Origin of the sequence: Sphingobacterium zeae (assembly GCF_030818895.1) — a bacterium.
Lineage (GTDB): Bacteria > Bacteroidota > Bacteroidia > Sphingobacteriales > Sphingobacteriaceae > Sphingobacterium > Sphingobacterium zeae.
On sequence record NZ_JAUTBA010000001.1, the window covers coordinates 35,707 to 50,631 of the forward strand.

The 14,925-nt window shown below is 39.7% G+C and carries 11 protein-coding genes; 4 read left to right on the plus strand and 7 right to left on the minus strand.

From position 1 onward, the window contains the following. Positions 1-4 precede the first annotated feature (4 nt). Positions 5-2,932: a sensor histidine kinase gene (locus tag QE382_RS00145; RefSeq protein ID WP_307184190.1), complete on the minus strand. Its 2,928-nt coding sequence runs from the start codon at positions 2,930-2,932 to the stop codon at positions 5-7. 392 nt (positions 2,933-3,324) lie between these two features. Between QE382_RS00145 and QE382_RS00150 the strand changes: the two genes are divergently transcribed. Beyond that, positions 3,325-3,939, plus strand: coding sequence for a helix-turn-helix domain-containing protein (locus QE382_RS00150; RefSeq protein ID WP_307184191.1), 615 nt, complete (start codon positions 3,325-3,327; stop codon positions 3,937-3,939). Positions 3,940-3,949: 10 nt separating this feature from the next. Here QE382_RS00150 and QE382_RS00155 read toward each other — a convergent pair whose 3' ends face one another. Next, positions 3,950-4,786: a helix-turn-helix domain-containing protein gene (locus QE382_RS00155; RefSeq protein WP_307184192.1), complete on the minus strand. Its 837-nt coding sequence runs from the start codon at positions 4,784-4,786 to the stop codon at positions 3,950-3,952. Beyond that, entirely contained in the window at positions 4,762-5,208 is a 447-nt protein-coding gene (locus QE382_RS00160) for a response regulator (RefSeq protein WP_307184193.1), read from the minus strand. Before QE382_RS00160 ends, QE382_RS00155 begins: the two co-directional genes overlap by 25 nt. Positions 5,209-5,680: 472 nt before the next feature. Here QE382_RS00160 and QE382_RS00165 point away from each other — a divergent pair, with 472 nt between their 5' ends. After that, on the plus strand, positions 5,681-6,937 hold the full coding sequence (locus tag QE382_RS00165; protein WP_307184194.1) for a tyrosine-type recombinase/integrase: 1,257 nt from the start codon (positions 5,681-5,683) through the stop codon (positions 6,935-6,937). A 31-nt stretch (positions 6,938-6,968) separates the two neighbouring features. On the opposite strand, the gene QE382_RS00170 is transcribed toward QE382_RS00165, so the two are convergent. From QE382_RS00170 to QE382_RS00185, 4 genes are all read right to left on the minus strand, one after another. Next, positions 6,969-8,162 carry a C1 family peptidase gene (locus QE382_RS00170; RefSeq protein WP_307184195.1) on the minus strand — a complete coding sequence of 398 codons (1,194 nt, stop codon included), beginning with the start codon at positions 8,160-8,162 and terminating at the stop codon, positions 6,969-6,971. Further along, positions 8,159-9,301: an acyltransferase family protein gene (locus tag QE382_RS00175; RefSeq protein ID WP_307184196.1), complete on the minus strand. Its 1,143-nt coding sequence runs from the start codon at positions 9,299-9,301 to the stop codon at positions 8,159-8,161. Before QE382_RS00175 ends, QE382_RS00170 begins: the two co-directional genes overlap by 4 nt. A gap of 104 nt (positions 9,302-9,405) precedes the next feature. After that, positions 9,406-10,488, minus strand: a complete 1,083-nt coding sequence (locus QE382_RS00180) for an endonuclease/exonuclease/phosphatase family protein (RefSeq protein ID WP_307184197.1) — start codon at positions 10,486-10,488, stop codon at positions 9,406-9,408. 83 nt (positions 10,489-10,571) lie between these two features. Continuing rightward, a complete protein-coding gene (locus QE382_RS00185) occupies positions 10,572-11,657 on the minus strand; it encodes a mechanosensitive ion channel family protein (protein WP_307184198.1) in 1,086 nt (361 codons plus the stop codon). A 791-nt stretch (positions 11,658-12,448) separates the two neighbouring features. Between QE382_RS00185 and porL the strand changes: the two genes are divergently transcribed. Together porL and porM are read left to right on the plus strand one after the other, a co-directional pair. Then, complete coding sequence (porL, locus tag QE382_RS00190; protein ID WP_307184199.1) at positions 12,449-13,261, plus strand: type IX secretion system motor protein PorL/GldL; 813 nt, start codon at positions 12,449-12,451, stop codon at positions 13,259-13,261. Positions 13,262-13,291: 30 nt separating this feature from the next. Beyond that, positions 13,292-14,827 carry a type IX secretion system motor protein PorM/GldM gene (gene porM, locus QE382_RS00195; RefSeq protein ID WP_307184200.1) on the plus strand — a complete coding sequence of 512 codons (1,536 nt, stop codon included), beginning with the start codon at positions 13,292-13,294 and terminating at the stop codon, positions 14,825-14,827. Positions 14,828-14,925: the final 98 nt, after the last annotated feature.

The following is a 14,925-nucleotide window of genomic DNA, read 5'->3' on the forward strand; positions in this document are numbered from 1 at the left end:
CACATCAATTAAATAGGTCATAAAAAAATTTCTTTGCATGAAGTTTGGCAACCAATTCAATTCGATAATGTGTTGCAGATCTTTCAACTTCGAACTTCCCTCCTATGGCCTCTGCCCGACGTTTCATGTTAGACGTCCCCTGGCCATGTCGAGGATGTCTTGCATACGATTCCGCTGCTTTCTTAACCCGCAAGACATTGGATACCTTTAACACAAGCTGACGAGGAGCTATTTTTAAATAGACATCTACTTGTCCATGAGGGCTGTGCTTACATATATTATGTAATGCTTCTTTAAATATCAAGTAGACATTCTGACGTACATATTGTGGTAATTTTCCAGCACTTTCCAGATTTACATCAAACTGGACCTCCACATCTCGCATCGGAAGAATTTGGGATACCAAAAACCTCATCCGGTCCTCTAAACTTCCCTGACTATTATTACGCGAGTCTATTGCCCAGATCACATCATCCATCGTTTGTACAGCCTCCCGGCTGTATTCGGCAATTTTCTCAAGTGATCGATTTTGTCTTGCCGCATCTTGGTCTATCGTTATCAAATCTGTCTGCATGGCAATACCGGTCAGCAGACCACCAACCTCATCGTGCAAATCCCGCGCGAGCTCCAGCCTGAGCTTTCTATCCCTCTTCAGTTGTGAAGAGCGCATAATGGCCACAGCATAAAGAACAAAGCCAATGCCCAAAGTAATCAGCACATAAAAAAGCTGCGTCTCATAAAAGTTGGGCTTTTTATAAAACAACCACCGTTTGCTTTTAACACTTAAGCCATTGTCGCTTACCGCTTTCACTTCAAGTTCGTATTCGCCAGTTCTTAGATCGGAAATGCTGATTTCTCCCGATGTTGATAATTCCTGAAAGGATTTTACGAGCGGACGAAGACGAAAGTAGATTTTGTAATTTTGTTTATAAGCATCTATTTTTGCGACGTTGAGATTAACAAATTCGATTTGTTTGTCGAACATGACGGTATCCTGATCAGCATTGGGAGTATAGGATCTCAATATAGTACTAGAGCCAGTGCCTATAGCTATTCTTGACAATACTGGTTGTGGTACACTTTGCTGCTTCAGGCTGTGCAAAAACTCCTTCGGTTGAATCGCAATACAACCTAGCACCCCTCCGATAAGCAACTGCCCTTTAAGCCTATCTTCCAGTACCGACGCTTGGTTAAACTCTTCAAAGGGAAGGCCATGCATGGCATAGGCATTATAAAAATTTTTACCATCCCACACCGACAAGCCTCTATATGTCCCTAAGAAAAGCAAGTTATCCACCCAGGCCATATTGAAAATTACATTGTGGGCTAGCCCAACATTGGTGCCATAGGTGTCCACATGTCCTGAAACGGCATCAATGGCTATAAGCCCTTTCCCCTTTGTGGCCAAGAAAACCTTGTTATTATAAAAGGTGTGGCTATACACCTGCAATCTCTCACTTTGTAGGGGATAGATTTTCCGAACTTGCCCAGCCAAATAGTCAAAATAACCATTGTCAGTGGTGAATGAGATGACCTGCTGTCGTACTTGAATAGAATTGATCCGCTCACCCATGCCGACAAGCCTTCCTATTTTATCACGTAACGGACTTACTAATCCCGTATCTCGATTGTAAACCCATAGTCCACCAGATGTTCCTACCAGGTAGCTGTTGTTCCGATAGTGGCAGAGGCTATACACCATGGTAGACAAATCTTCGCGTGTTCCCTTTGCCTTCCTGTATGATAGGAAGCTAAATTTCCCCCGAACTAATAATCCCAAAAAATTACCCTCCATCCCCACTAACGCAGTATCTTGACCAATTGGCAAAAAAGCATAATAATTATTTAGTGGGGCAGATTCTTTTATGGATAAGTCGTTTAGCGTAAAATATTTCAATGGCGCATAGCCTCCCACATAGTACTTATCCTGCTGTTTTACGATTGCTCTGGCCGTACCGGTATTCCAATAGCTAAGCGAGAAATTTCTCTTGACAAGGCTATATAGCCCATGCTCTGTAGCACAAAAGCCTTCATGCCCCTTAAAGTCAAGTTGGTTGAGTTTTGAGTTGAAAAGGCTTCGCCGGACATCATGTATATTTTGGCTTATGAGCGTCATTCCCAGATTATTTTGATACTCAAAATAACGGCCATCACCAAATAGAAAAATTATTTTTCCCGCTTCTGCAAAAGACCAATGTGCCCAATCGCGCATATCGCCTATATCAAGTCCCTTCAGATGTATTTTATTAAATTGCCGTCCGTCAAAGGTTAAATAGCCTAAGCCATAATTTCGTAAAAGTAGGCCCTCTTTTAATAAGAAAACATCATCTAGCCCTTGATATACCCTTTTTGGCATTTGAAAATGCTGTGCTATTCCCGTTTTTAAATTTACAAAAAAGAGCAAGCTGTTGTAGGCAAACCAAAGCCTATTATCATCCGCTAGAAGGCAGTGGCCTACAGGCCGACGCAACTCCGATAATGCAGGCTCAAATCCCAAAACTCTTCTCTTCTTATAACCATTTATCTGCCAGACAACTCCCGAACGGGTCGCTACGAAAAGATGTTTGCCTTGATTAAATATCGCGATAACATATTCCCCCAAAAGCCCTTTTGAAAACGTATCTTGTCCAATAAAACGCCATAACATTGTATCAAAGATGAATAGACCATTTCTCGTCTCTAACCATAGCCGTCCGCAATCATCAGTGGTAAGCCTATTCACTTCTGTAAATCCTAACTCTGATGTATAAAGCTCCTCGAAAGGTCTTATGGACACACCATCATAACGGTAAAGTAGGCTCCCTGCCACAAACCATATAAAGCCTTGTTTATCACGGCCAGCAGATTCGATATTCCGATGGAAAGAATCTATTCCCGATAGAATCTCAATTTCATGATAGCTCGAAGCCACTACCCTATTAAAAACAGGCATAGCAAAACAAGTGCTTAATAGCAATAAGATTTTTAGCGCTTTTTCAAACACAATAGACTAAGTTCAATAATATGGACAGATCAAATATAGTTATTTGAAAACAATTATATATTAATAATCGATAAAAAATTTTACTCCAAAGAGATTTTAAAATCTTTAGCAATAACGGTATCAAGTCTAATGCCAGTCACAAAACATTGAACTGCGCAAAATGGAGATTTTGCACATGATAATCGACAGTTTTTACACCCCATTATTCATTTTATTCAACTAGCTTTGATCATCAGTTTTCAAAAAACGCCGCATTAGACCCTAGTGTACCTATTTAAACTTATTGACTAAATCGTATTGTAAAACGCTCATTAGATAAAATTGCAGTGAAAAGATTAAGTATGGGAAAAATATCAGATCAGCAATTAGCAGAGATAATTTCAAGAAGAATACTGGAAATCATGAATTTAACCGGGCTGACCATAGAGAGCCTAGCCAGTTTGGCTAATGTTTCCACATCAACTATTCGGAGTGCCTACCGTAAAACCAGTTCACTATCTGTAGATAGCCTATCAAAAATATGCTTACCTTTTGCTATTAGGCTTTCAGACTTTTTTGATCCAGCTTTATCGTTAAAAATCGAAGTAGAAAAGCTGCCCCATTTGAAGTACTTGAAAAAGCGCCTTACTGTAAATGGAGAATTAAGAAACTCCGAATTACCTATAGATGAAAGAATCAATCGAAGCGAACATCACAGGAGACAGCGAGCACTCATTGCCAATATTATCCTCCAATCCAATTACTTTGAGACCCCAAAAACAATCGATACGATGATCCGTGATTTTAAAAAAGAGTATCAGATGAACTTCACTCCCGAGAGATTATACGCCTTACTTTTAAAGCATTTAGGCAGTGGGCTGCTCGACAAAAGGGCTTTACCGAAATTAGCTCAAAGAATGCCCGCCAGTAAACGTCCTTACCTCTACTTTAAAAAAGAGTTGAAAAAGCAAGAATAGGTTCCCCTAATTAAATCTGACGAAAGGAAAGCGGATTGTTGCCTGTCTGTCGTTTAAAAAAATTGCGAAAATTAGATTCATCCGAGAATCCCATTTCATAAGAAATCTGAGATATCGACAGATTAGTATGCTGAATATAGCGCAAAGCCTGCTGAGTGACAACAGTCGATATGACACATTTAGCCGATTTGCCGCTAACAGACAAACACAACTCCGTCAGCTTACGTGGCGAAAGATGCATACGGTCCGCATAATATCGTACACTAGTATGCTCGCGGTAATGCTTATGCAAAAGCACGGAAAATCTATTAAATGATTGAACAGAAGCAGTCTCTACAGATGAGCGCACTGTATCCAACGTTAACATTTTTTGATACCCGTCTAGTAATAAAGATTCAAAGCAATGATGCGCAACCATCTTATCGATTGCACAATCTCCAGTGCATCCTTGCAAACGCGCCACGATGAGTTTCTTAAAAACTAGATATGATCTACATTCACGCATTGACAGAAAAGGATGACTTCCAAAAAATAATCCCGAATGTAGTATTTCGGTATCATCTTTCGACCTTTCGTAAAAGTCTGCGGTGAACCACAGCAAATATCCTTCTGCAACTTTAGCTGCAGCAAGCTCGACTTCATATTGTGGTCCGATGAATATGAGTTCGTTTGCAGCAAAATCATAGGACATTCGACCAATTTTAATACGGACAGGCGAGCCGGTTCGAATAATTGAAAAAACCGAAGCATTGTGCAGCCTCTTACTAAGCTGACTGCAATATTCAGCGAGATGAAGCACATCAAATTGCCGCTCTTTTTTTCCTACAACTGATTTACAAAATTCCATTTCCTGAACAAATTTTTCTCAAAATCAATAATATCCAGATTTTCACAGAGCATGGTATAATGATAGATCGATGTTAACATTTTTCGGGGAGATTGTTTTGAAAAAACAAGCTTTACGCCACTATCCAAAAATCTCTTTTTTTCATCCGTACTTTCGCTGGCAGAATAACCAAATAAGCGAATCATCGGATACCGACATCGTAATAAACGAGCCGTTTCCATACCATCCATCTCCGGCATATGCAAATCCAGAATACATACATCTGGATGATCGATACTCTTATCAAGGAGATGAACAAGCTCCTTTCCATTGTGACAAGAATATAGCATCTCATAGTTCCCCATTTCACGAGCCAAATGTTCGATTACTTTCAGGTGCAACACATTATCATCAACAAATGCAAGTTTTAATTTCCTGTCCATGGAGGTAATTGTTAAATTATAAATTTGATACCTTATAATCTACACGATGACTGTTCTTAAATTTACTATTGAAACACATGGACATTGTCTTGTCAAAACTTTCCTGTATAATTAAAAGCATTTCAATTTTAGGCGCGATATATCTCTGTTTACTATTCATATTTAGGTCAATTATAATTTTTTCTACAACCTTGTACGAGCTATTTTAATTGTAAATTATTAGTCTAATTCAGACTAGAAAAAAAACATTACACTCTGATTACAAATAAGATACATGGAAATATTTTTGATTTTCAACAGGACTTTTGTACAAATAAAAACATTTACTAACCAAATGGTTATTTTAAAGGCATATCTTGTAATTAGTTAAAAAAAAATAGTTATATTTGGATAGGTAGAATTGTAGTCTGAATTAGACTAATCTGTATAATCTAGTATCTTTATGCTCAGACAATAGCAAAAAGTTTACCTCATGATTTTTAATTTTACTTTATTGAATCCTACTTCAATATCTTTCATCTACCTTGCATTTGTTGACGAGCAACAACAGCAATTCTTAATTAAAACTCCTTTAAAAATTATTCCAGCTCAATGGGATCAAGAAAAGCAAAGGCCCATCAATATTTATTTAAAGAAATTCAAAAAGCTCAATACAAAGCTCGATTCTCTAAAAATAGCAATAGCATCCTATCTTTCTGACTTAAAGTCTAATAAAAAAGAATTTTCACTACGGGCAATCAACCGCTTGGTCAAAAAATGCTGTACAGATTCAGAACCTACACTCCCAGCAGGAGGACTGCTACAAAGTGTAGACAATTTTATCCAAAGCCGAATTCACCTGATTACCCCAACCACGCACAAACGATACCTGGTTTTCTTCCGCTTATTAAAACGCTTTGAAGGCTATCAGCAGAAATATCTTATGTTGGAGCATGTGAATAGCACATTTGTACAGCAATTTATTGCATACGGCGAAGTGGAAAACTATAGTATAAGTACGATCCACCGCACAATTCACTTTGTACGAACGGTACTTAATTTTTTGGAGAAAAGAGGGGTCAGAACATATGTTTACGAGTTAGAACTTCCTAAGGTCCGGAAAATAAATCGTGCCATAAGCCTTAATGAAGATGAGATTAGCACCATAAAAAATGTAAACGTACCAGCCCATCTAAAGGCCGCTAAAGACTGGCTGATAATTAGCTGTTACACAGGGCAACGTGTATCTGATTTTATGAATTTCAACCTTGATATGATGGAAATATTAGATGGCAAGCCCTGCTTATCCTTTACCCAACAAAAAACACAGAAAAGTATCTTACTCCCACTCCACCCAACTGCATTAATTATTATGTCAAATAATGGGCACAGCTTCCCTCACAAAATGACTGCCCAAAAATATAATGAGCAAATCAAGGAAGTCACTCGCCTCGCAGGTATTACTGCATTGGTGAAAGTAAGAAAGCGCAAAGGGTTTCGTGCATCAGATCAACTTATCCCAAAATGTGAGGCCATTACCAGCCATATTGGGCGAAGAAGTTTTGCCACAAACTTTTATGGTAAAATTCCGACAGCCTTACTAATGGATGCAACAGGACATAGCACAGAGCAGATGTTTCAGCGTTACATCAGTAATGTTGATACCGAACGCACACGCTCCCTAGGTACTTACCTGGAAAGCATGTACCAGAATCGAAGCAGGGCAAAAGAACAGCAGTTGAGCAGTTAGGTTCAACAAATAACCTCGGAAAACCGTACGCTTATCTATTCAGCTGATCACCAACTGATTTTTTTAGCGACGTCTCAAGGGCATCTTGATGAACCATTAAGGCTGTGCTTTTATAGCGTAAATATTCTTTCGTGAGGTATATAAATCCCTGGAAGGCATTGCCCCTGCCCCAAGAATTCTTAGCCAAATAGTATTCTCGACCATTTTGATCTTTAGCTAAGCCGATAATATGTAGCGCATGATCGTCTGTTGTTTCCCATGCATCAAATGCCTCTTGGCGCATCAAGGGGTCGACTTTGAGTTCAGCCTGCGGCCGCACAAATTGATACCTCTTTTCTTCCGTTGTCATCATCGAAACTGACTTCTGAGGGACATAAGCGATACCATAAGGCCAAGAGAAACCAGGCTCAGAAATATCAATTGTACACGCTACCGTAAAACCTTTTTTTAAAGCCCCATCAACGACAGCGGTAAGTTCTTCCATAGGCATATTATAAAATTGACTAAAAGACCAATTGTCGGGAATCAAAAAAACAAAAGATTTGTAGTAAGGCGCGGTGGTAACGGAAGCAATATGGATATATTGATCCGGATCAATGCCTATAACCTGATCAGCAAAGCTACGTGCCGTAAACTCTTTACCCTGATAGTCAAAATAAACAGGCACTTTCCCCAGATAGTCATCCATCACAGCATCAATATCTCGTTCCCAACCGCTTTTCATTATCCTTGTCTTCACCATACCCGACAATGTGCTGTTCAAAACCGCGCGCATGCGTTTAAAATTACCTGGGTTTTTCCCCGCTTTAATACCTGTATAGGCAGCTGTGGGCATCGCCCCATGCAGGTGCAACATGTCTATCACATCATGAAGCTGCCCACCCTCATTTAATTTTAATCCACCATGCAGGCGGAGGTAATTCCGCGCCCGTTCCAGATAGGCCATCCGGACCGTATATAACGGCGAAATCGCTACAGGAGTTTTACCCATTCGGATCATTTCTGATTCAAGAAAGGAATTCCCAGTATAAGCCCAACAGGTATTGGAAGCACCTTGGTTCTTCACTGCTGTACTTTCTAACCGAATCAAATCAGTAAAGACAAATTCTGACCGCCGCAGCGTTGAACTTTGCGGATAATAAATTCGGTAAAAAAGTCCGATACTTACCAAAAAAATAACAAATGCTACGGCCAAGAGGATCCGACTTTTCCGCTTCTTCATCATAATCTACCTCCACAGATAACGGCAGTAAAGGCGGGCAATAGCCTCCTTAAAACCCCAAAAAACAACAAGCCCAACAGAATAACACAGACTGGACAAACGAAATACATTAACAGCAGCATCACATCCGTTTGCGGCTTAACCCAACCAAACAAAAATTTGATGATAAAAACCAGCGGTAAACGGTGATAAGCAAATATAAAAAAACTTGCACTAACCAAAAAGTGATTTGGACGCCAGCTACCCTTTTCAATAAAGTACCCCGTCACTGCAACCGCAGATATCAAACCCAACAATACATTTGCACAATACAAATAGCTCCAACCGCCCTTTTCAAAACCGTAAAACGCTACTATGATTAATAGTATATAACATAGCACAGGCCAAGGTAAAAATGACTTGATAATAAGCACAAAGTTCTTATTATATAAACTAAAATAAGCCCCTGCCGAGAAGAAAAAAAAGGATACACTGCTCCATCCGGGTAGGTAAAAATAGGGGTTCAAGACCCAAACTAACCCAAGTATCAGCACGGCAAATATAGCCAACTTCCTAATTAAAAAGTAAATGATCGGCGACAGCAGTACAACCACCATCAGATCACGAATAAACCAAAAGGGCGAATTGATAGGTAAATTTTTTGCTGCTTTGCCATGCACATGGGAAGTGTCCCACAAAGACCAAAGCCAATCGGCGACACTGTACTGGACTATCGGCTTATTGGAGCCCGACAATAGTTCCGCAAAAAAGGTTTGTGCAAAAAAGAAAAAAAGTAATACCACCAAATTCCAAAAAATATATGGAATCAGTAAACTAGTTATCCGCTTTCTTAACTTTTTCAAATAAACCAAAAACGAAAAAGACTCCGTACCATAAAAAAAAAGGAAACCAGAGATAAAAAAGAAAAGTGGCACACATACCTCAAACACAAGCTTCGAAAAGAGAAAAAAAAACTGTTCAAAAACAGCATATTGACCAATGTCAACCTGTCTCGCGCCTTGAATGATAATATTTGAAAAATCCGTATGAATAAAAACAACTCCAACAATCAGCGGAAAACGTAAAAAATCAATAGTATTCGACAGGAGCTGTTCTGACGTCAAATAACCTAAAGTCGAAGGGTGAGAATATTCTCTTTCCATGAGTCGGATTCGGTTGTCTTGATTATAACCGTAAATTAAACATTTTCAGGCAAATTTTCGTCTTTTTTTTCATTATAAGAAACCTCGCCCCAAATTCTATTTTATTAATCCTCATCAGGATTTCGATTATCGCTCTCCTCCTCTTTACCAGCAGCAATCATTTCGTTCACATCAGCCATATCCCCCGTTTCCAAATGTTCGATCGCCTCAGCCTGCTCTTCTGAGTAGTGGTCAATAAAGAATGTACAACCTATTGGAAAATGATCAGAGCCTATAGAGGGATACGTAAACAGTTTATCAATAAACACCGTTGGACTATGGAATAAAAGATCCAGCGGCACTCTGAAAAACCAATAATTCGCATGGAAGGTAGATAGTATACCCCTGCCGATACGGGCATCGATTAATTTACTGGTTTTTTTAAATAGGAGCGAAGACTTGGCCCACGCCACGTTATTAAAATCTCCAGTAACAACGACCGGCATTTTATAATCGTTTACCCGTTTTGCCACACTGAGCAGATCACCATCACGCTCTTTGCTATTTTCTTCTTCAGTAGGACTTGGTGGCGGTGGATGAACAGCAAAAAAAACGAACCGATGCCCATCCAGAGTTTCCAGTTCAGTCTCGATACTTGGAATATCATCAGCTACAAAATAATGCACCTCACTTTTATTGATTTTCAGATTAGTATAAAAATGCATGCCATAGGTATTGTCTAATGTTACCTTCTCATAATTAGGATAATCCTTTTCCAATACACGCAAGGCTCTTTCCCATCCAGCATCACTTTCCATGGTCAAAAAAATATGCGGTCTCTCCTTTTGAATCAGCTCGATAAAGCGATTATACGCTGTATTGAATTGCAGTACATTACAAGAGATCACCTTAATGCTATCCGATGCACCATCGCTCTTTTGATAGGTTTCTCTGCGCCAAAATTTGGTATAGCGAATCAATATATAGCTATGGTATACAACCAAAGTGAACTGTATACCCTGCAGCCACCAAATCCAAGGATCATCGCCTACCAAATAAAAACCCAACGCAACGGTGGGTACCTGAAATACCAATAACTGCAACTTCACGAACTCAGCTACCCGAAAGATCCAGTGTTGGCTTTGAATAAAGGGCAATACACTCAGTATAATCAATATACTCGAGACTACAATATAGAAAATCAGCATATCGCTAGGGCTAACATTTTAAACAAACTTAAACAAATTATGCAGATTTCATCAAATGATTGTATTCGATTGCTTTTAAACCGTTAAAAATCTTTTTGCACCTTCTCCTCATAGTCTACCCTCGTTTTAGATAACGCGTGCGGGAAATTTGTATGGATATATGCAATCATTTCTTCTCGGATATAACAGCGAAGGTCAAAAGCCTGACCCGAATTGCGGCAGCTCATCAGACACCGAATTTCCATGGTACGCTCTTTAAAATCAGTCACCTGAAGTACATTGACCTGACCATCCCAAAGCGGATGCCCGGAAAGTAGTGTAGTCAATTTCTCACGTAAAAGCTGTACAGGTACCGTAAAATCTGTATAGATAAATACTGTTCCCAATATTTCCGAAGTAGTCCGCGTCCAGTTCTGAAAAGGCTTCTCAATGAAATAAGTGATGGGCAATACCAAGCGGCGCTTATCCCATATATTCACAACCACATAGGTCAGGTTAATTTCTTCCACACGCCCCCACTCTCCTTCAACCACCAATACATCATCCATGCGAATGGGCTGCGTAAAAGCAATCTGAAAGCCTGCGAGCAAATTCCCGAGAGACTTCTGTGCTGCAAACCCAATAATGATACCGCCAACACCTACGCCGGTCAACAAACCCGCGCCAATCTTTTGCATACTATCAAAACTTAGTAGGATAATTGCCAAAGAAATCACAATAATCAGCGTAACAACCACCTTTCGGATGAAGACGATCTGAGTTCTAATCTTCCTTTCACGCAGATTATTTTCCTTGTTGATATCAAAACGATGGTAAAGGTAATCTTCAAAAACCTTGATCCCCTGTATCAATACTAGCGCAAAGAAACTGACCAGTAAAAGTTCATTAGTCCTGCTAACAACACGTAGCGTCCTTTCGTTAAATTGAGCAAACGGCAGCAAACTGTTAAATAAAATCAAGGGTATAAAAACACTCAGAATACGGTTAAATCGTCTGACAAAGGAACGGAATACACTGTAAGACTCCTGTTGAATCGCTTGCCTTCTCAAAAGTGGTATAAAAATGAGCTTAATTAAAAAACCGACCAAAAATGAAAATAGAATTAATGCAATATTCCATAGCCATGAAGGCCATTGCTGTGAAAGTTGGATTAATATTTCGTTCATCATGCTTTCTTATCTGTGTTTACGTTTTGTTCCTATAAAAGAATAACTGATAAAAATGGCTAACGTTTGCATTATTTTCATAAATATAGGATGAAACATTAGTTAGAATACATTTCTGTATTGCCACAAACCATATTTTCAAATCGGCCTCACATAGAAATTGTACTATCAAACGAATATAAAAACACCAAAAAAAACAAAAACAAATATAAAAACTACTTTACCGGCAAAAAAAATCAAAATAATATTATAAAACCAAGGAAATACAAAAGAAAAACACGCGAAAAATGAATAATTATTGATATATATCGCTGTAAAAACAATTAAAAATACTAGAAAAAACTAAAAAAACTAAAAAAATATATAAAAACTTGAAAATAAAAACAAAAAAAACCTTATCTTTACAACACCTTAATAGGTTTATAATTGGTTATTTAAAGGTTTTCATCTCCCCGATTGAAAACCTTTTTTGTTTTTTATATATTTTACGATTAAACCATACAATACATGGTTACATTTAGAGAAAAGCACCCAATTGGCAGGATACAACGTCCCATAATATAGTTAACAATCCCATCATCATATCCAGATCCTCAGCTATCCAAAAACAGGACCATTGTTAATAACCTTTTGGTATGTTTTTTGAGCCTAAACAGCCTATTGCAAGGCAACTAACAAAATATGTACATCAGCGCGCGATATACTATAGAAAACACATTTACCGTTTATTGATGATGGACATGAACTAGCACAATAAACTTTCCAAGAAAATTAAACCAAACACTAATAAAAAAATGAGCAAGAAAAAAGACAATTCAAGATGGCTAAATGTGGCCATATCCTGGGGAGCAAGTATCGTCATCATTGGAGTACTGTTTAAGATCCTGCATATCGGCGGTACCACAGCCAATTATATGATCGGAATCGGTTTGGGCGTAGAGGCTTTCCTTTTCTTTTTAATGGGATTTAATCCGCCGCCACCGGAACCTGACTGGACCCGTGTCTATCCTGAATTGGACGAAAAATTTAATGGTGAACTGCCACAAAGAGCGAAAACTGTTGTCGCCCAGCCGGCCGGCCCCTCAGCAACTGCAGCTTTAGACAAAATGTTTGCCGATGCCAATATCGAACCAGCAAGCATCGAAAATCTAGGCCGCGGCCTACGTGACTTTAGTGAAAAGGTATCTGCCATAAATAAGCTTTCCGATGTCTCATTAGCAACAGAAGAATTCACCAATAAGCTGCGAACAGCGACTTCCAAGTTTGACAACCTGAGCATCGCCTTCGAAAAAGCCTCCGAAAACCTTGTCGCGATGTCAAATACTTCAGGCGATACGTCCAACTACCACCAGCAGGTAAAGAGTTTGACAACAAATCTAAGCCAGCTGAATGACATGTACGAACGCGAATTGCGCGATTCGGCATCCCATTTACAATCCATGAACAAGTTTTATGAGAATCTGAGCTTTACCATGCAAAACTTCAACGAATCGCTGGATGATTCCAAAGCATTTAAAGATGAAGTGGGCAAGCTTGCTAAAAACCTTAATGCCTTGAACGCCATTTACGGCAATATGTTGAGCGCGATGAATCAGCCGCGTGTGTAATTAATTCATGTATCACTTAAATCAAAAACAATGGCATTAGGAAGAGAAACTCCAAGACAAAGGATGATAGGCATCCTCTATCTGGTCTTGCTCGCTTTATTGGCGCTCAATGTACCAGACTCCATCTTGGATGCATTCAAAAATATCAACAACAGTCTCGAAACATCCAAATCGAATGTCAGCACAGCAGTACAGCAGCTGTTCAATGCATTTGAAAACACTAAACTGAAAGAAGAGCCCGCACGTGCGAAGCCCATCTATGACAAGGCAAAAAAAGCTCAGGCAATTATTGGCGAACTCAACCAGTATATCGCCTCCTTAAAAGAAGAATTTGTCAAACAGGGCGGTGGATATGACGAAGAAAAAGGTGATCTAGCGCAGCGGGAAAATGAAGACATCTCGCCAAATCTCATGATCAATGAGAAAAAAGGCACTGTGTTAAAAGACAAAATCAATGCTACGCGCACAAAATTACTTGCCCTACTCACACCTGAAGAACAAAAGATGGTATCATTTTCTTTGGAGGCAAAAGATCCAGAGAAAGCCGTCAATGGCAAAAAATCCTGGGAGGAAATCAATTTTGGAAGCGGAACTCCTTTAACCGCTGCAATGACCATTTTGACGAAAATACAAACAGACGCGCAAAATGCAGAATCTGATGTAGTTAAACTTATCTTGGGTAAAATGGATCAGGCGGTGGTCAATCTGGATAAATTTGCAGCAGTTGCTGTTGCCCCAACATCCTACTTAGTACAGGGCCAGCCCTACAAAGCAGAAGTATTTCTGACAGCATCCGATTCCAAATCTCAACCCGCAATTTCGGTCAATGGGTCAGCACTTCAAGTGGTCGACGGAAAAGGGGTATACGCAGTCAATACCAGCCGTGAAGGAATCTATACCTGGACCGGCGTGATCAAAGTCAAACAGACCGACGGATCATATAAGGAATATCGCACCCCTGTACAGACCTATCAAGTAGCACGTCCGTCGGCCGTCGTCTCACCCGACAAGATGAATGTACTATATATTGGTGTAAACAACCCCATTTCTGTATCAGCCCCAGGAACGCCAGCCGATAAAATCCGTGTCAGCATGAGCGGAGGCAGCATTTCAAATGCTGGTGGCGGTAAATACAATGTGAAGGTAAGCTCTCCGGGCACAGCACATATTTCCGTTTCTGCCGAAGTAGCACCTGGAAAAACACAAACATTGAGTTCGACCGAATTCCGTGTGAAGCGCATCCCAGACCCTATTGCCAAATTTGCGGGCAAAACAGGAGGATCCATGGCCACTGTGGCCCTTAAAGCACAAAATGCACTGTTCGCGAAATTGGATAACTTTGATTTCGACGCTACCTTCAGGGTGACCAAGTTTACGATGATCATTGCCAAACCACGCGCTGATGCCATCGTATTATCGACTTCCGGAGGGCAGCTGAGTTCTAGCATGTCATCGGCATTAAATGGTATTGTCCCCGGCACCCGCGTAATCTTCGACAATATCGTTGCAGTAGGTCCTGACGGAACATCCCGCCAGCTGAATGCTGTCGCGTTGACGGCAAACTAAAGTCGCCAAATATACTTGTATTTAGTTTTTTTATTAAACACTACAAAAACAGGGCTACCCACTTTTGGATAGCCCTGTTTTTATGCGAAAGATTGAAA